Origin of the sequence: Liquorilactobacillus satsumensis (genome assembly GCF_964065465.1) — a bacterium.
Classification (GTDB): domain Bacteria; phylum Bacillota; class Bacilli; order Lactobacillales; family Lactobacillaceae; genus Liquorilactobacillus; species Liquorilactobacillus satsumensis.
In genome coordinates this window covers 1,057,017-1,073,939 of record NZ_OZ061606.1, presented here as the reverse complement: position 1 = coordinate 1,073,939, position 16,923 = coordinate 1,057,017, and the positions used below count along the sequence as shown (strand labels likewise).

General features: G+C 40.7%; 16 protein-coding genes and 1 pseudogene. 13 read left to right on the top strand and 4 right to left on the bottom strand.

Annotated features, from left to right (window positions below):
- Nucleotides 1-431: 431 nt before the first annotated feature.
- Nucleotides 432-608: a hypothetical protein gene (locus tag AB3Y88_RS05135; RefSeq protein ID WP_156653545.1), complete on the bottom strand. Its 177-nt coding sequence runs from the start codon at nucleotides 606-608 to the stop codon at nucleotides 432-434.
- Between the two features lie 134 nt (nucleotides 609-742).
- Here AB3Y88_RS05135 and AB3Y88_RS05130 point away from each other — a divergent pair, with 134 nt between their 5' ends.
- From AB3Y88_RS05130 to AB3Y88_RS05095, 8 genes are all read left to right on the top strand, one after another.
- Nucleotides 743-1,306, top strand: a complete 564-nt coding sequence (locus AB3Y88_RS05130; RefSeq protein ID WP_056961855.1) for a guanylate kinase — start codon at nucleotides 743-745, stop codon at nucleotides 1,304-1,306.
- A 73-nt stretch (nucleotides 1,307-1,379) separates the two neighbouring features.
- On the top strand, nucleotides 1,380-1,808 hold the full coding sequence (locus AB3Y88_RS05125; protein WP_054758115.1) for a Fur family transcriptional regulator: 429 nt from the start codon (nucleotides 1,380-1,382) through the stop codon (nucleotides 1,806-1,808).
- Nucleotides 1,809-1,882: 74 nt separating this feature from the next.
- Entirely contained in the window at nucleotides 1,883-2,365 is a 483-nt protein-coding gene (locus AB3Y88_RS05120; RefSeq protein ID WP_056961854.1) for a hypothetical protein, read from the top strand.
- Between the two features lie 11 nt (nucleotides 2,366-2,376).
- Nucleotides 2,377-3,219, top strand: a complete 843-nt coding sequence (locus AB3Y88_RS05115; RefSeq protein WP_054758113.1) for a DUF6681 family protein — start codon at nucleotides 2,377-2,379, stop codon at nucleotides 3,217-3,219.
- Between the two features lie 443 nt (nucleotides 3,220-3,662).
- Nucleotides 3,663-4,397: an amino acid ABC transporter ATP-binding protein gene (locus tag AB3Y88_RS05110; protein ID WP_054758112.1), complete on the top strand. Its 735-nt coding sequence runs from the start codon at nucleotides 3,663-3,665 to the stop codon at nucleotides 4,395-4,397.
- A gap of 15 nt (nucleotides 4,398-4,412) precedes the next feature.
- Nucleotides 4,413-5,246 (top strand): transporter substrate-binding domain-containing protein, encoded by an 834-nt coding sequence (locus AB3Y88_RS05105; RefSeq protein ID WP_056961852.1) that lies wholly within the window; start codon nucleotides 4,413-4,415, stop codon nucleotides 5,244-5,246.
- Nucleotides 5,243-5,881 carry an amino acid ABC transporter permease gene (locus AB3Y88_RS05100; protein ID WP_056961850.1) on the top strand — a complete coding sequence of 213 codons (639 nt, stop codon included), beginning with the start codon at nucleotides 5,243-5,245 and terminating at the stop codon, nucleotides 5,879-5,881. Before AB3Y88_RS05105 ends, AB3Y88_RS05100 begins: the two co-directional genes overlap by 4 nt.
- A 13-nt stretch (nucleotides 5,882-5,894) precedes the next feature.
- Nucleotides 5,895-6,548 carry an amino acid ABC transporter permease gene (locus AB3Y88_RS05095; RefSeq protein ID WP_054758111.1) on the top strand — a complete coding sequence of 218 codons (654 nt, stop codon included), beginning with the start codon at nucleotides 5,895-5,897 and terminating at the stop codon, nucleotides 6,546-6,548.
- Nucleotides 6,549-7,243: 695 nt separating this feature from the next.
- Here the strand turns inward: AB3Y88_RS05095 and hflX are convergent.
- From hflX to istA, 3 genes and pseudogenes are all read right to left on the bottom strand, one after another.
- Complete coding sequence (hflX, locus tag AB3Y88_RS05090) at nucleotides 7,244-8,497, bottom strand: GTPase HflX (RefSeq protein WP_056961848.1); 1,254 nt, start codon at nucleotides 8,495-8,497, stop codon at nucleotides 7,244-7,246.
- Nucleotides 8,498-8,945: 448 nt separating this feature from the next.
- On the bottom strand, nucleotides 8,946-9,776 hold the full coding sequence (istB, locus tag AB3Y88_RS05085) for an IS21-like element helper ATPase IstB (RefSeq protein WP_313819558.1): 831 nt from the start codon (nucleotides 9,774-9,776) through the stop codon (nucleotides 8,946-8,948).
- A pseudogene (gene istA / locus AB3Y88_RS05080) lies at nucleotides 9,763-10,976 on the bottom strand (IS21 family transposase). Before istA ends, istB begins: the two are co-directional and overlap by 14 nt.
- A 137-nt stretch (nucleotides 10,977-11,113) precedes the next feature.
- Between istA and AB3Y88_RS05075 the strand changes: the two are divergent.
- From AB3Y88_RS05075 to AB3Y88_RS05055, 5 genes are all read left to right on the top strand, one after another.
- Entirely contained in the window at nucleotides 11,114-12,700 is a 1,587-nt protein-coding gene (locus AB3Y88_RS05075; protein WP_367293404.1) for a peptide ABC transporter substrate-binding protein, read from the top strand.
- Nucleotides 12,701-12,845: 145 nt separating this feature from the next.
- Nucleotides 12,846-13,775, top strand: coding sequence for an oligopeptide ABC transporter permease (gene opp3b, locus AB3Y88_RS05070; RefSeq protein WP_056961844.1), 930 nt, complete (start codon nucleotides 12,846-12,848; stop codon nucleotides 13,773-13,775).
- Nucleotides 13,776-13,780: 5 nt separating this feature from the next.
- Nucleotides 13,781-14,806, top strand: coding sequence for an ABC transporter permease (locus AB3Y88_RS05065; RefSeq protein ID WP_228887998.1), 1,026 nt, complete (start codon nucleotides 13,781-13,783; stop codon nucleotides 14,804-14,806).
- Nucleotides 14,807-14,814: 8 nt separating this feature from the next.
- Entirely contained in the window at nucleotides 14,815-15,855 is a 1,041-nt protein-coding gene (locus AB3Y88_RS05060; RefSeq protein WP_056961839.1) for an ABC transporter ATP-binding protein, read from the top strand.
- 22 nt (nucleotides 15,856-15,877) lie between these two features.
- Nucleotides 15,878-16,831: an ABC transporter ATP-binding protein gene (locus tag AB3Y88_RS05055; protein ID WP_228887999.1), complete on the top strand. Its 954-nt coding sequence runs from the start codon at nucleotides 15,878-15,880 to the stop codon at nucleotides 16,829-16,831.
- Nucleotides 16,832-16,923: the final 92 nt, after the last annotated feature.

Below are 16,923 nucleotides of genomic sequence, written 5' to 3'. Positions count from 1 at the left end.
GATAGTCTAGGTCTGACTACGGAAAAATTTACACTTAGCCATAATAAACTGCTTTTAGAAATAAGTTGAAGAAAAAGGTTATAAGAGAGTGTGACATAAGTCGAAAAAATTTGAGTACTAACTCGAAATTACGAACATAGCGCGTACTTTGCTATGAGTAATTCGAAGTTAGACGGAGAATTTTGACTTATGGAACACGTTTATCCGGAATAAAAGAGGGGCTGTGACAAAATTTAACTTTTGTCACAGCCCCTGTGCTGTTTGAAGTTTCAATTTTAAGTACACAAGCTACTTAATGTGTTACTTGAAGTTAGAAGCTAAGACAGCTCATATTTCTTAGTAATAAATAGTAGGTACTCCATTAAAAAACAAGCTTATTTCATTTAAACTATGGATTTAGACATTCAAATTTTCAAATTTGCTGAGTAACATTAGCCGACTGCATGAGTTTTAGGAGCGACCAGGCGCTCAAGTTTTGCAATGGCTTTTTGGATTGTAATATCTTCAGTAAAAAGGTCTGGTCTTTCTTTTGAACGTGCAATGAAAAGCTGTTTTTCAGTATTAAGTTCGATGGAGTACCATTTTTTGTTATAAGAACCAAAATTCATGGTCAAACCCCTCCTTTAAAACTATAATAAAAAGTAGCGTTGCAGCAATTTAATAAGCCCAACGCTTACAACTTCTATTTTATGCTTTTGCATACTTTTTTCAATTATTATGCACTGGGGAGGAACTAAGTACAATGAAAAAGCTGCTAGTCCTTTGCGGAGGACCTGGGACCGGAAAAACCACGATTCAACATTATTTAGAAGAAAAGTATGGATTTTCACGTGTACTAACACATACAACCAGACCGCGACGAAAAGGAGAGACAGACGGAAAGGATTATTATTTCGAAACTAAGACTTCTTTTTTTCGCAACAGGTATTTTGAATACATGGAGTATGATGGTAATTTTTACGGTTCTTCAGCAGAAAGTCTTGCTCGAACATGGCAGCACCATGATAATGCTGTGATTGTGTTGGATACCAAAGGTGCACTAGCATATAAACAAAAGCTTAGGACCAAGCAAGTTTCTTTTTGGTACATTGCGGTTGCTGACCAAAATATTTTGGGGCAGCGTCTTTTGAAAAGAGGAGAAGCTAAAGAAAGAGCAGCAAGAAGATTGCAAAGTAAAGAGGCAATTCGGGACATGCAGATGCCACAACAATTGAGAACGTTTTGCGAAGTTTTATTAAATGATGATTGGGGAAAGACCACGGCAGAAATTGAGCTTTTTTTACGGCGCGATGGATTTTTAAAATGATGTGGAGCGGACTTGCCTTATGGTATACTGTTACTATGAATAGTAATGATTATTGTTTGAACGGAGTGGTGCGATGCTTGAAGTAGCTATCAAATTATTACAAAAAAATAATTATAAAATTACCAAACAAAGACGGAGCCTTTTAGATTATTTAAGTCATTTTCAAGAACAGTATGTGGCAGTCTCCGCGGTCGACAAATATATGCACGAAATTTATCCGGGGATGAGTCATAATACAATTTATCGTAACATTAAGGAATTTGAAGAAGTTGGGATTATTGAAAACAAGCTGCGCGATGGGAGCGCTTGGGTCAAGTATCAATGTGACTTTGTGCACCAACATCATCATCATTTTGTTTGTAAAAAGTGTGGGAAAGTCCAAGAGGTCCAAATGTGTCCGCTTGACTTCTTTGAAGAGCAGCTTCCAGGCTGTCGAATTGATGAACATCACTTTGAGCTTTATGGAATTTGTGCTGATTGTATAAGATTAGGCAAAGAGTAGTAAAGATAGTAGTTTTTTTAGATGGTTTTTGTTTTAATGGAAGAATAACCTAAATTTAGGAAGGAAGAGATGGAATGGCATATCGTACGCCGCCCTTTATTACACCTTTTGCTGTAATGTCGGTCGTTCTGGCATTAGGGGCAACCAACGTCGCGGTGAATACCGCCACTCATACTAGTGAGGGCCAATCACGGACGCAACAGACCACTACTTCCAGTGCGGTGTCGGGAAATTCAGGCGAATCATCAGCCAAGTCTTCAAGCAGTGCTTCCTCTGCCAAAAGTGAGAGCAGTTCAGCTTCTGCAAGAGATTCCTCTACGATTGATGAATCGCAAAGTAGTTCACAAAATGAAACGCAAAGCTCTTCTGCTGACGATGAAAGTTCAACCGCAACAGATGCATCTTCTTCATCCAGTGCGCAAAGTTCTGCGGCAACTTCAAGCAGCGCTGAGGAAGAAAGTAGCAGCAGTAGCAGTACACAAACGCAAAACAACACTCAAAGTTCAACACAAACTAATAGTTCTTCATCGAGTGCTCAAAGTACACAGACGGAATAGGAGGGTCTGAATTGTTTAGTATTATTGGGATCATTAACAGTTATCTCGGCTATATCAACATGAACGTCAAGATAAAAAACCAAGTATATACGGTCCTGGGAACAGTCGGCAATTTCTATTTACTGTATGTAGCCTACCGCTTTTTTGCGAATGGTTTTTATGCTCGAGGTGCGCTGTTTATCTTAGCTTTTTTGGCATTAGTTTACTTTTCTTATTTAAACGTGCTTTATTATTTCACGAAAAAAACCTCACGAGTGGATTTTTCGCCTTTTTTAGAAAAAAAGCTCGGAATGAAGCCTAAAGAAGAGGCAGTGAGTGGCAAACATGCAGCTCCAAATCCAGGGTTTGTCCAAACCAATGGTCTTTTTAATCAGGAAAAGTTAATGCCGGCTGTCCTTGAGATGAAGCCGCTACACAAACGTAATTTAAAAGAAGTTGTAGCGCAGCTCGAAGCCCAAAACTATTTAAAACTTGATTATGGTGGGTTAAGTGAAGATGAAATCTTCCGGGAAACACGGCGAACGAAAAAACATCTGAATGCGCTGAAAGTTCCGGTTGCTTTGCCTTTCTTTGAACTGGTTCCACGCGCTGGCGAATTGGTCTTGTTCGGTGGACTCAACCCGATTCAAAAGAAAGAATTGGCAATCGTACGCAAGGTGGGCTTGATGCCAGTAAAAAGTGCGCTGCAACAATATGATATTTTTGTTGCAACTGCAGTTATTAATGGCGGACCCTTTAAATTTGCTGGTAGAACGACTTTGATGCAAGAGGAACACGACTTTGAATTAGGAGTGCAGCTTGTCTATCGCGAAAAGCAGTCCCCTGCAGAAACACAGACGAGAAGATCACACTAGTTGATGCCAGCCTAAGTGTTGCATCAAATGAGCTCAAGAAAGTCCTGTATACTAAGCATAGATGGAACTACAATCCATGGCTTGGTATGTGGGGCTTTTTTGCAGTTAAACATAGCCGCAGTCGGGTTACATGCACTTTAATTTTTGAGGGTTAAATCCGAAGAGTACCTAATCCCAGCCGGCTAATAGATGATCGAACAAGGATGTGCGTAATTTTCCAAAACTGGGTGCCACTTTTTTGAATCTTTACTAAATGAAACCCAAAAGGTCAGAAAACATTTTTTAAATTATTAGTAAGCGCTTTCTAATGTGGAATGCAAGTTTTTTGCAAGAAAAATACGCAAAATTGAACTGACACAAAAAGTGACATTTGTTGCGCAAAGCTAAAAAAAAAATTAGAATAGTTATTATTGAAAATTAATCTTTATCAGGGGGAAGCAAGAATGCCAGTAATAGAATTTAAAAATGTTGAGAAATATTATGGTAAATTCCATGCCTTGAAACATATTAATCTCCAGGTTGAAAAAGGAGAAGTGGTTGTGGTAATCGGTCCATCAGGCTCCGGAAAAAGTACCCTGATCAGGACAATTAACGGATTAGAAGGAATCAGCAGTGGACAGCTACTGGTTAATGGACGTGATCTTTCCAGCAAAGAGACTGACTTGAATCTGATTAGGAAAGATGTTGGCATGGTTTTTCAACATTTTAACTTGTATGAAAATAAAACGGTTTTAGAGAATATTATGCTTGCGCCGCGTTTGGTTTTAAAACGGCCCGAACAGGAAAATAAAGAGACTGCATTAAAATTATTGAAGTCTGTAGGTGTTGCAGATAAAACGGAATCGTATCCGAAACAACTTTCAGGTGGTCAAAAGCAGCGTGTGGCGATTGCAAGAAGTCTTGCGATGAAGCCTAAGGCGTTATTATTTGATGAGCCAACTTCTGCACTTGATCCAGAAATGATTGATGATGTTTTGAATGCAATGAAGGAAATTGCCAAGGAAGGCATGACAATGGTCGTTGTTACCCACGAAATGGGATTTGCGCAAGAAGTTGCAGATCGAGTAGTTTTTGTGGATAAAGGAGAAATCTTAGAAAACGATCGTGCCGATGAATTCTTTAAGGCGCCAAAGGAAAAACGCGCGCAACAATTCTTGAGTAAGATCATTAAGCACTAGGGAGGCTGAGAACGAATGAAACGACTTAGAAACATACTAGTTTTAGTGTGCCTGTCCTTGGTGATGGTAACCTTAAGTGCTTGTACGAACAAAAAAAGCAGTCAACAAAATGCGTGGCAAAGAGCTGAAAGTTCCAAAACAATTACTTGGGGTGTCAAAGCAGATACACGTCTTTTTGGACTGATGGATATTAAGTCTGGGCAGATCCAGGGATTTGACATTGATATGGCAAAGGCGATTACTAAGAAGGTTTTGGGCAAAGACGGGCATGCTAAGTTTGTACAGGTTACTAGTAAAACTAGAATACCGTTGTTAAAGAACCAAAATATTGATGCAATTATTGCGACCATGACAATTACACCTGATCGTGAGAAAATTGTCGATTTTTCTAAAATTTATTTTGCCGCTGGTCAGTCGCTACTGGTAAAGCGGGGAAGTACAATTAAGAATGTCCGCGATCTTAATAAGGCCGGAACAACTGTTTTAGCGGTTAAGGGTTCAACCTCTGCGGTCAATATCAAAAAGTATGCACCTCAAGCAAAAGTCTTGGAGCTTGAAGATTATGCACAGGCGTTTACAGCGCTGAAATCTGGTCAAGGCGAAGCACTCACAACTGATAACGGGATCTTATTTGGAATTGCTTCTGAAAATCCAACGTATCATGTTGTTGGTGGAACATTTACAAAAGAACCTTACGGGATCGCTTTTGATAAAGGTCAAGGCGAGATGCGCAGCAAAGTTAATGCGGCCTTAGCCGAGATGCGGAAAGACGGAACGTATCAAAAACTGCTGCAGAAGTGGTTTGGAAACGTTGCTGGTTTTGATTTGAAGGAGGCGAGTCAACAATGATCAGTGTTTTTCAACAACATTGGCAGGAATTGCTAGTGGGGTTTGGCAATACCCTGCTGTGCAGTGTGATTGCACTTTTTTTCAGTTTGATCATCGGGTCGACCTTCGCAATTTTTGAAGTTCTACCTTCACGGTTTTTGCATATTCTCGGACGTGTCTACATAGAAGTGTTCCGAAATATTCCGTTGCTGGTAATTGGAATGTTCTTTTATGCAGTGGTTCCGCAATACGTGGTCTCTATTAATGGCTTTACGGCAGGGACGATCGGGCTTACGCTTTATACCTCAGCATTTATTGCTGAGACCGTGCGTGCTGGAATTCAAGCGGTTGATGAGGGTCAGATGGAAGGCGCACGGGCTAATGGACTTACCTTCATGCAAGCGATGTGGCAGATTGTCTTGCCACAAGCCTTCAGATATGTGATTCCGCCATTAGGAAATCAGTTTATTAACATGGTCAAAAATTCCTCTGTCTTGGCGTTTGTTGCCGGCTTTGACTTGATGTATCAGGGTGACTTGATCGCGTCAACAACGTTTGACACGTTTAACACCTATATTGCAGTTGGAATTTTATATTTGATTATTACTTTGCCGCTAAGCTATTACATGCGGTATCTCGAGAAAAAAATGGGTTAGGGGGGTGCACTGAATGTCAAGTTTTGCTGAAGCTTACACATGGATTAACTTTCGCTTTTTGCTTGAGGGACTTTGGGTAACCGTAGAAGTTTCATTGGTTTCAATCATCTTGAGTTTTATCATTGGTTCGGCGTTAGGAATTGTCCGCTACATCCGGGCACCTTTCATCTCAACTATCGTGGGAATTATCATTGATTTGACTAGGAATTTACCGCTTCTGCTTTTGCTTTTCTTTACGTACTTTGGGTTGCCGAAAGTGGGAATCAGGATGGATCCACTCGCAGCTGCAATTTCTGCGATGACGGTGTTCGAATCAGCGATGATTGCTGAAATTATTAGAAGCGGGATTCAAGCTGTTGATACAGGTCAGATGGAAGGGGCACGTGCTTGTGGTTTGACTTATTGGCAAGCGCTACGAGTAGTTGTGCTACCACAGGCCTTGAGAAAAATGATTCCGCCACTGGTAAGTCAATTTATTTCGCTGATCAAGGATACATCCTTGGCAACAATTATCGTTTTACCGGAACTGTTGTATCGCGCCCAGATCATTTATGGGCAAAATACACGCTATATGATTCCGATGTTTGTTGCACTCGCAGTGATGTATTTCGTTGTCTGCTACGCGCTTTCATTGGTGGCAGCTCGGCTTGAAAAAACAGCAGGTTAAGAAAGTTTTCATTTCAACCGGTTTACTTTAAATTTCAAAATTAAAAAGACTGCAGGAAAGCTGGCCAAACTCCGGTTTTCCTGCAGTCTTTTTAGTTTTAGCTTCTTAGATTACGTTACTTGTGGGAGAGTGTGACATAAGTCGGGAAAATTTGAGTGCTAACTCGAAATTACGAACATAGCGAGTACTTTGCTATGAGTAATTTGAAGTTAGACGGAGAATTTTGACTTATGGAACACGTTTATCCAGAATAAAAGCGAGAGTGGGACATAAGTCGGGAAAATTTGAGTACTAACTCGAAATTACGAACATAGCGAGCACTTTGCTATGAGTAATTTGAAGTTAGACGGAGAATTTTGACTTATGGAACACGTTTATTCGGAATAAAAGCGGGGCTGTGTTTGTCACAGCCCCGCTTAGTGCTCACAGTCTCCCGGAGATTTCAGCACTTCTAGTTAATGTGCATCACTCACCAGCCTGTTGCGCCTAATTGCCAATTGCTTCTAGTCAAAGACCGACTATACAGCAATTGCCGCTTAGTGCTCACAGTCTCCCGGAGATTTCAGCACTTCTAGTTAACGTGCATCACTCACCAGCCTGTTGCGCCTAATTGCCAATTGCTTCTAGTCAAAGACCGACTATAAAGCAATTGTCGCTTAGTGCTCACAGTCTCCCGGAGACTTCAGCACTTCTAGTTAACCCTTTACCAAAAACCGTGCATAATAATCAGCCTGGCGTGGAGAAACCTCCGCCGTCACTTTACTGCCATCTTCTGTATAGTCAGTTGAGAGCACATTTGCCTGCACATTGAGCCGTTCGAGATAGCTGCCTTGCGTATAAGGAATTAGATAAGTAAAAGTCCGATAGTCCTTAAATAAGAATTGCTTAATCATGGCAGCAAGTTGTTCGATGGAAGAATGCTCACGTGCACTATATGTTAACTGCAGACCTTCTACGCTTGGAAAAGTAATCCCGGCTTGATCAGCCTTGTTATAAGCGTAGATCATGGGTTTATCTGCCGCTCCGATCTCTTCAAGGGTTTGCTCAGTAGTTGCAACCATCTCTTTTGAATTTTCATCAGAGACATCAATGACTTGAATTAGAAGATCAGCTTCGCGCACTTCGGCTAATGTAGACTTAAAAGCTTCTACCAAATTATGTGGCAGTTTGCTGACAAAGCCAACCGTATCACTGAGCAAAAAAGTTTTGTTGTCTGGATAAGTTAAACGGCGCACCGAAGTATCAAGTGTCGCAAAGAGCATATCTTTTTCAAGCACCAGTTGCTTTTTGTCACCGGCCAATAAGGAGATCAGCCCGTTCATTGTTGTCGATTTGCCGGCATTGGTGTAACCAACAAGTGCAACTCTGGGAATGGCTGAAGCTCTGCGTGATTTACTCTTAATATCATATTCTTTTTCAATTGATTTTAACTCGCGTCTTAAAAAATCTATTCTATGCTGAATTGTGCGTCGATTTAATTCAAGCTTAGTTTCACCGGCCCCACGGTTAGCAGAAGTTGAGCTGGCGCTTTGCTGGTCCAGTCTAGCAGTTATCGAACCACGCAAACGCGGCAGCTGATATTTCAACCGTGCAATTTCGACTTGCAGTTGAGCCTCTTTTGTCCGTGCACGATTGGAGAAAATCTCCAAGATCAGTTCAGTACGGTCTAAGACCTTCAGTGAAGTCTCTTTTTCAAGATTCCTAATCTGAGTAGGTGAAAGTTCATCATTTAAGATCAAATATTCAGCCTGGTAATGATCTACGGCCTCAGCGATCTCTTGAATTTTTCCCTTGCCCAAATAGGTTGCGGCAACCGGTTTGGTTAACTTTTGACTGAAATCTGCAACGACTTCCAGGTTGTTAGCTGCGACCAGTTGGGCTAATTCTTTCATCAGGTAAGGGAAGTTTTTTTGCTGATTCTCAATACCCGCAATAAATGCTCGCGTCATGGCGGAATCCTCCTTTTCATTTAATTATAGCATTAATTTGAGATCCAGCGGTTGAGACACACAAAATAGTGACTGACTGCTGCCTGCTGGAGAAGTTTAAAGAAAAGGCTTTCTTTAAATCTGAGATAAAATTTCATTTTGTTTCGTTTCTAAAGTTTTTTGCCGAAATATTATTTTTTTTAAACCACAAAAGCGGCTTACGTTAATAAAAGTTACATCAAGCCAAAAAATTATGCTTTTCTAAGTTTTTTTTATGAAGAAAATAAGAATCTTTACTTGTATTTAATTCAATTTTCATATAAGATTTATCTACTGTATTAAATAATTTGTTTCACAGAAGCAAAAAAAAAAGGAGTAGTTGTGCGATGAAATTAAGTAAATTTGTCAACGCCGATGTGAAAATGTAGTTTTTTGCCGATTAAAAAATGCTGTTTTTTACCGATAAAGTTTACAGTGTCTCACTGCTCCTTTCTTTATTTTGTGCGTTGAAACCTGATAAATCAGGTCCGGAATTATCCTTCTTTTCAATTAAATGATCTTTCATTCGATATGATCGACCAGTGATTCGGATAACTTTAGCGTGATGAACCAAGCGATCTAAAATGGCGTTAGCTAACATCTTATCTGAAAAGGTGTTTCCCCACTTAGAAAGCGGAATATTAGTGGTGATAATGGTTGATTTCCGTTCGTATCGTCTTTCAATTAACTGAAAAAACAGCTTAGCGCCCACTGACTCAATTGGAAGATAACCAATCTCATCAATGATTAGAATTTGAAAACGGGCATACCGGCGTAGCACTTCTTCGCTCCGGCCTTGAACTTGTGCTGTTTGAAGCTTGTTGATGAGGTCGCTACATCGAATAAACTGCGTTGAAATTCCTTGTTTACACCCTTCAATTCCAATGGCGGTGGCTAGGTGAGTTTTACCGACACCGGAGGTGCCGATAAACAAAACGTTTTGATTCTCTTGGGTGAATCTTAGTGATCCCAAGTCCTCAATTATCCCTTGGTTAATTCCCGGTTGATAACTAAAGTCAAAGTCAGCTAACGTTTTTTCATATGGAAAGCGGGCTAGTTTAATTCTCAAATTAATCTTTTTTTGTTCCCGGTATTTAAGCTCAGCCGTTGTCAATTCGAATAAGGCATCACTCAAGGACTTGGGTGCTTCATCTTGATGATCCAATAGGTAGCCTAAATGTTCGGCGAAACGATCTAACTTTAATTGTCTAAGGTTGGTGTATAAAGCTTGGTAATTGGCCATTTTCTCACTCCATTTCATCAAACATCTTCAGGTTTCGGTCGACGTAATCATCAATGACTCGGTCATCACGATTCTTATAAAGGTCTGATCGGACAATCTCTTCCATGTCATCGCGAAGGTAAGTAAATCTTTTCAGTGAAATAGGGTGAGAACGAATTAATTCTCCGTTATAATAAATGTATAGAGTATTGTCATCGTGTTTAATTTGTACGGTTTCGTCAATATATCTTATGGGGACGGAGTATTTCCGATTTTGAAAGACAATCATTGATTCCTTGCTAACTTTCCTTGCGATGGTTTGGCTGGCATAGGCATCGAGTAAGTCGTGATCAAAATCCTGGAGATACTCTTTTTCTTTATCAAGCAATAAATAAGGCGGAATTTGAGTCGCCTGAGACTTCTCATGATTCAGCTGATCACACGTCAAATGGACGATCTCGGCTAAGTCTAGCGGCTCTTCAAACTCATGGTTGTAAACTTTGATTCGCTGAGTAGTTCTGGCCAGCGCCTCAACCTTTCCTTTGGTTTGTGGCCGAAACGGTCGACAAGCAATTGGCTTGAAACCAGCGTCCTTAGCGTATTCAACGAAGGTTTCATTAAATACCGGCTTACCAAAATTACTTTTATGATGATCGACGACAACCTTTTGGTTGTCAAACCAGATTTCTTTCGGCACACCCCGGTTGCCCAAAAGGCATTAGTTAAGCAATCAAAAAAGGTAATTTGGCTGCGACTGAAGGTAAATTGCATGTATTTCATTCGCGAGTACCCTAAAACATATAAGAAGATGTTGCCTTTGACAATCTCTCCATGCCGAGAAACCAACGTTAAATCTTCTTTCCAATCAACCTGGGCTGAAATCCCTGGCGAGGTTTCAATCCGGATAGTGGCTTTTTTCGTTGCGGCTTTTCTGATGGTTCGACAATAGTCTCTGAGAATACTTTGCTTTCCTTGATAGCCACGTTCTTTGATAAAGTAATAAATTGCCGTTGCCGAACAGCCTTCTAGAACCTTTTCTTCAATCGTTTTTCGATAATCGTCAAGTTTACTCGGCCGCCGTAAGGGTTGTGGCTGCTCATCTGGGGGCGTAAGCCCTAAATTGTAGTATCTTTTTACCGTTCGTGGATCAACACCGTATCGCCGACCAATTTCAGCGAAGTTGGGCTTTATTTTGTTCATAATATATTGCTGGACACACTGCTCAACATCTAAACGCATTTCAGTTCCTCCAAATTTGAGATGCGTTTATTTTACCGTAAAAAAATGTTGGAAAACCGACATTTTCTAATCGGTATTTTCCAACATTTTACAACCGTTGCTGACATAAATTTGCCAAACTTGGTGCAGTTGTTGCATTGTCAGCTGTTTTCTTAGCTGCATGTGGCTCCAAGAGCGGCTCAGGACAAGCTTCAAAACAGGTGTTGAATTGGAATGAATCTGCTGAATTACCTTCAATGGATCTTTCAAAAGCAACTGATGTTGTAAGCTTTAATGCGTTAAATAATACTAATGAAGGTCTGTATCGTTTAGGAAAAGACAGCAAGATTGAACCCGGAATTGCGACTAAGACCTCTGTCTCAAAAGATGGGAAAACATATACCTTTACCTTGCGCAAGAATGCTAAGTGGAGTAATGGCGATAAGGTAACTGCAAAAGACTTTGTTTATGGCTGGCAAAGAACAGTTGATCCTAAGACTGCTTCACAATATGCCTATTTGTACAGCGGAATTGCTAATGCCGATGATATTATGAACGGTAAGAAGTCAGTTTCTGATCTGGGAATTAAAGCAGAAGGCAATTATAAATTAGTCGTTACCCTAGATAAGAAATTACCATACTTTAAACTCTTAATGGGCTTCCCATCATTCTTCCCGCAAAGTGAAAAAGCAGTGAAGGAATATGGTAGCAAGTATGGGACAGCTTCTAAGTACATGGTGTACAATGGACCATTCCAATTAACCAAATGGACAGGCTCTAACCTAAGCTGGACTTTAAAGAAGAACAATAATTATTGGGATAAGAAGAACGTGAAGCTCTCTGCAATTAACTACACGGTTACGAAGAGTAACTCAACTGCCTATAACTTATATCAATCAGGTAAATTGGATGAAGCAATTCTCGGTTCTGAACAAGCTAAGCAGCTTTCAAATTCAAAAGAGCTCGTTGTTCGTAAGGCCGCTTCAACGTTCTACCTACAATACAACCAGACTAAAAAAGAATTCCAAAACAAGAATATTCGTAAGGCTATTTCTTTAGTAATTAATCGTCAACAATTTGTTAAAAAGGTTCTTGGGGATGGCTCGACTGTAGCTAAAGGATATGTATCTGCTGACCTTGCTAAAAATAATGGCAAAGACTTTGCAGACCAAGCTTACGTAAAAGATGCAGTGGCAAATAATACAGCGGAAGCTAAGAAGTTATGGCAACAAGGTTTGAAAGAATTAGGTGTCAGCAGCCTGAACTTTGAAATCTTAAGTGATGATACTGATAAGGGTAAAGATACAACTGAATTCCTGCAAAGCCAGATTGAAGAAAACCTGTCAGGAGCAAAGGTATCTGTTGCAAACGTGCCATTCAAGACACGCTTATCACGTTCAGAGAGTGGAAACTTTGATGTAGTTGTTACAGGCTGGGGTGCTGACTTCGCCGATCCAATCAGTTTCTTGGATCTCTTTACCTCTGATAACTCACAAAATGATGGAAAATGGAAGAACAGCGAGTATGACAAGCTGATCGAAGCTTCTAAGACAACGGATACAGGTAACACAGACAAACGTTGGGCTGATTTAGTCCAAGCGCAGAAGATCTTGTTAAACGATCAGGGAATTTCACCTATCTATCAACAAGCAACTTCAACTTTAGTTAAATCTAAGGTTAAAGATGTGATCTATAACTCAGCTGGTGTAAATTACAACTTTAAAGATGCTTACATTGCAAACTAAATTTAAAATCTTATTTTAAGCTGATTGGGGGATTAACTGAAATTGTTAACCCCCCGATTGCGTATTATAAAAAATAAATTATAATGTAATTTGTGCTTATTAAATTAGAAATTCCAGTTTGTGCGATAGATTGTGAGGAGAAATTATGCGTAAATATCTTTTAAAGCGTGTCTTCTATATGATATTAACGTTATTCCTGGTTGCCTCCATTACGTTTTTTTTGATGAAGCTGATGCCAGGAACACCGTACTCTAATCAGGAAAAGATGACACCACAGCAAATTCAGATTATGAATGAACAATATGGTCTGAATAAACCGATTTGGATGCAGTATTTGATTTACTTGGGTGGAATGCTTCATGGTGATTTAGGAACTTCCTTCCAGTTTAGTAACCAGCCCGTTTCATATCTGATCTCTAGCCGGATCGGACCGTCTGCTCAGCTTGGGGCACAGGCAATGGTCTTCGGACTCTTCTTCGGAATCATTGTAGGCTCGATTGCTGCGATTAACCGGAACACTTGGATAGATACGACAAGTACAGTCTTGTCAATTATTGGCAAGTCAGTTCCTAACTTTGTACTTGCAGTTTTGTTGCAGTATTATATTGCGTTGAAGCTGGGCTGGTTCCCAATTGCCGATTGGGGCAGCTTTAGTTATACAGTCCTGCCAACGATTGCGCTGGGGGTTGGTCCTTTGGCTGAAACTGCTAGATTTATCAGAACCGGCATGGTCGATGTGATGAACTCGGATTATATTGAACTTGCGAAAGCGAAAGGACTCAGTCGGTATGGCGTGGTTTATCATCATGCGCTACGTAACAGTCTGATTCCACTGGTTACACTGATTGGTCCGTATACAGTTGCTTTAATGACTGGTTCGCTGGTAATTGAAAATATTTTCTCAATTCCAGGAATTGGGGAACAATTTGTTAAGTCAATTTTGACTAATGATTATCCAACGATCATGGGTGTGACAATGCTGTTTTCAGCAGGATTAGTCGTGGTAATTCTGTTGACAGATATTATCTACGGCATTATTGATCCAAGAATTCGACTAAGCGGAAATGGGGATTAAGCAAAATGGAAGAAAAGTTAAAGTTAAGTCCAGACAGCTTTGAGGCACTTCCTCAGGCTCAGGAACCGGATAATGAAAAAATAGCCGCTCCGTCATTAACATTTGTCCAAGATGCTTGGCGTCGTTTGAAGATGAACAAAGGTGCATTAATCTCATTTTGGATTATTATTTTGATGATGATTGTTGCTTTTGGTTCAAGCTTTTTTATCAATCACAGCACATTAGTCAAGTCAGCACCACAGTATGCCAATCTACCTGCTAAGATTCCGGGTGTTCCGATTAATGGATTTAATGGGAAACTGAAGGTGGCAGGTCAATGGGTCGATGAGTATAAACAAAATAATGTTCCAACTGGTAAATATTTCATTTTAGGAACTGATAACTTGGGACATTCACTGGCACAAAGAATTGTTTATGGGACTAAAATCTCATTAATTGTGGCTTTGGTCGCAACTTTCTTTGATTTAACGATCGGGGTAGCTTATGGGATTATCTCAGGCTGGCGCGGTGGTCGAGTCGATACGGTGATGCAGCGAATTATCGAGATTATCTCGTCGATCCCTAGTTTAGTGATCGTGGTCTTAATGTTGATTGTCTTGCGTCCAGGGATGACCTCGATTATCGCAGCGATTGCGATCTCAAGTTGGACGACCATGGCGCGGATGATTCGTGCCGAAACACTGCAGCTTAAGTCGCAAGAATATGTATTGGCCGCCAGGTCTTTAGGTGAGTCACCATTTAAGATTGCCTGGAAGCACCTTGTGCCTAACCTTTCGAGTGTGATTATTATTCAGACAATGTATACTATCCCGACAGCGATCTTTTTCGAAGCCTTTTTGAGTTTTATCGGAATTGGAATCAGCTCGCCTGAGACGTCCTTAGGGGTGCTCTTGAATGATGGGCAGAAGAACTTCCAATTTCTGCCGTACCAGATGTGGTACCCAGCGATTGTCTTGTGTATTTTGATGATTGCATTTAACTTGCTGGGTGATGGTCTGCGTGATGCATTCGATCCTAAGTCTAGAAGGTAGGTGGCAAAATGGCTGAGAGAATTTTAGATGTTAAAAATTTAAAAATCAATTTCCATACTTATGCGGGAGATGTCAAGGCAATTCGTGATGTCAGCTTCCATCTTAATAAGGGGGAAACACTCGCAATTGTGGGTGAATCTGGTTCAGGTAAATCCGTAACGACCAAAAGTCTGATGGGGCTGTTGGCAAATAATGCTGAGGTAATCGGCGGATCAATCATGTATCATGATGAAGATATTTTGAAAAAGTCGGAAAAACAAATGCAAAATATTCGCGGCAAGGAAATTGCAATGATCTTCCAAGACCCGATGACATCATTGGATCCAACTATGAAGATTGGCCAACAGATTGCCGAACCACTAATGAAACACAAAAAAGTTGAGAAAAAGAAAGCATGGGCACAAGCACTTGATATTTTGAAACTGGTTGGAATTTCAAATGCAGAAGAACGTATCAAAGATTATCCGCATCAATTTTCCGGTGGGCAGCGTCAAAGAATTGTGATTGCCATTGCGCTGGTCTGCTATCCAGAAATTCTGATTGCAGATGAACCGACAACAGCGCTTGATGTAACTATTCAGGCACAGATTTTGCAGCTAATGAAAGAGCTTCAGGCTAAGATCGAGACTTCGATTATCTTTATTACCCATGATCTTGGGGTTGTTGCCGGAATGGCAGATCGGGTGGCGGTTATGTATGCTGGTCAAATTGTTGAGTATGGTACGGTGGATGAGATCTTCTACAATCCACAGCATCCATATACTTGGGGATTGTTGAATTCAATGCCGACACTGACTAGCACAAAGCTGGAAGCTATCCCAGGAACTCCTCCTGATTTATTAGATCCGCCAAAGGGAGATCCGTTTGCTGCTCGTAATCCATATGCGATGAAAATCGATGTGGAGCAGCAACCACCTTTCTTCAAGGTCTCAGAGACACATTATGCTGCGACATGGCTCTTGCATCCGGATGCACCTAAAGTTACACCGCCGGAAGAGATAGTCCGCCGTCACCAGCTTTTTGCAAAGATGACCCATCAGTCAGTTTAGACTTAGGAAGGAAGAGAATCCCATGGCAGAAAAACAAAAGAAACTATTAGAAGTAAAGCATCTTAAACAATACTTCAATGTGGGGAAATCCGACGAGGTCAAAGCTGTTGATGATGTCAGTTTCGATATTTATGAAGGTGAGACATTCGGATTAGTTGGCGAATCCGGTTCTGGTAAAACAACAACCGGTAGGAGTATTATTCATTTGTACAAACCAACGGCGGGGCAAATTATTTTTGATGGTCAGGATGTAAATCAGTTCAAAAATAAGGCAGAGATCCTTGCTTTTAGAAGAGAGATGCAAATGATCTTTCAGGATCCATATGCTTCGCTTAACCCACGAATGAAGATTAAAGATATTGTGGCGGAAGGAATCGACATTCATCATTTAGCAAAGGACAGTGCACAGCGCAACAAGATGGTGGAGGATCTCTTGGAACTGGTTGGTTTAAATAGAGACCATTCCAGCCGTTATCCGCATGAATTCTCTGGTGGACAGCGTCAAAGAATTGGGATCGCACGGGCCTTAGCGGTGCAGCCTAAATTCATAATTGCTGATGAACCAATCTCGGCACTGGATGTTTCTATCCAAGCACAGGTGGTTAACTTGTTGAAAGACTTGCAGCGCGATCAAGGTTTAACTTATCTTTTTATCGCCCATGATCTTTCAATGGTTAAGTACATTTCGGACAGAATTGGGGTCATGCACTATGGCAAGCTCTTAGAAGTTGGGCCTTCAGATGAAATCTATGCCCATCCATTGCATGATTATACAGCCAGCTTGATTTCTGCTGTTCCAGTGCCAGATCCAGAGTACGAGCGCAATCGGAAGCAGATCGCCTATGATTCCTCAGTTGAGGTGGATCATCCAGAAAATCCCCGTAAACTGCATGAAGTGGTTCCAGGACGGTTTGTACGTTGTACGGATGAGGAATTACCAATGTATCAGGAACGTGCAGCTAAGTTTACTAAATAATGTTAATGTAGGCGAACTGTTGGCTCATATACGATTTATTTTGAACAAAAAACGAGAGTGTGACATAAGTCGGGAAAATTTGAGTGCTAACT

Bases quoted from the DNA above. Each gene is read 5' to 3' on its own strand.
- AB3Y88_RS05100 (WP_056961850.1), top strand. From the start codon at position 5,243: ATGATCAGTGTTTTTCAACAACATTGGCAGGAATTGCTAGTGGGGTTT.
- hflX (WP_056961848.1), bottom strand. From the start codon at position 8,497: ATGACGCGAGCATTTATTGCGGGTATTGAGAATCAGCAAAAAAACTTC.
- AB3Y88_RS05060 (WP_056961839.1), top strand. From the start codon at position 14,815: ATGGCTGAGAGAATTTTAGATGTTAAAAATTTAAAAATCAATTTCCAT.
- istB (WP_313819558.1), bottom strand. From the start codon at position 9,776: ATGAAATGGAGTGAGAAAATGGCCAATTACCAAGCTTTATACACCAAC.
- AB3Y88_RS05105 (WP_056961852.1), top strand. From the start codon at position 4,413: ATGAAACGACTTAGAAACATACTAGTTTTAGTGTGCCTGTCCTTGGTG.
- AB3Y88_RS05065 (WP_228887998.1), top strand. From the start codon at position 13,781: ATGGAAGAAAAGTTAAAGTTAAGTCCAGACAGCTTTGAGGCACTTCCT.
- AB3Y88_RS05125 (WP_054758115.1), top strand. From the start codon at position 1,380: ATGCTTGAAGTAGCTATCAAATTATTACAAAAAAATAATTATAAAATT.
- AB3Y88_RS05135 (WP_156653545.1), bottom strand. From the start codon at position 608: ATGAATTTTGGTTCTTATAACAAAAAATGGTACTCCATCGAACTTAAT.
- AB3Y88_RS05120 (WP_056961854.1), top strand. From the start codon at position 1,883: ATGGCATATCGTACGCCGCCCTTTATTACACCTTTTGCTGTAATGTCG.
- AB3Y88_RS05055 (WP_228887999.1), top strand. From the start codon at position 15,878: ATGGCAGAAAAACAAAAGAAACTATTAGAAGTAAAGCATCTTAAACAA.
- AB3Y88_RS05095 (WP_054758111.1), top strand. From the start codon at position 5,895: ATGTCAAGTTTTGCTGAAGCTTACACATGGATTAACTTTCGCTTTTTG.
- AB3Y88_RS05130 (WP_056961855.1), top strand. From the start codon at position 743: ATGAAAAAGCTGCTAGTCCTTTGCGGAGGACCTGGGACCGGAAAAACC.
- opp3b (WP_056961844.1), top strand. From the start codon at position 12,846: ATGCGTAAATATCTTTTAAAGCGTGTCTTCTATATGATATTAACGTTA.
- AB3Y88_RS05110 (WP_054758112.1), top strand. From the start codon at position 3,663: ATGCCAGTAATAGAATTTAAAAATGTTGAGAAATATTATGGTAAATTC.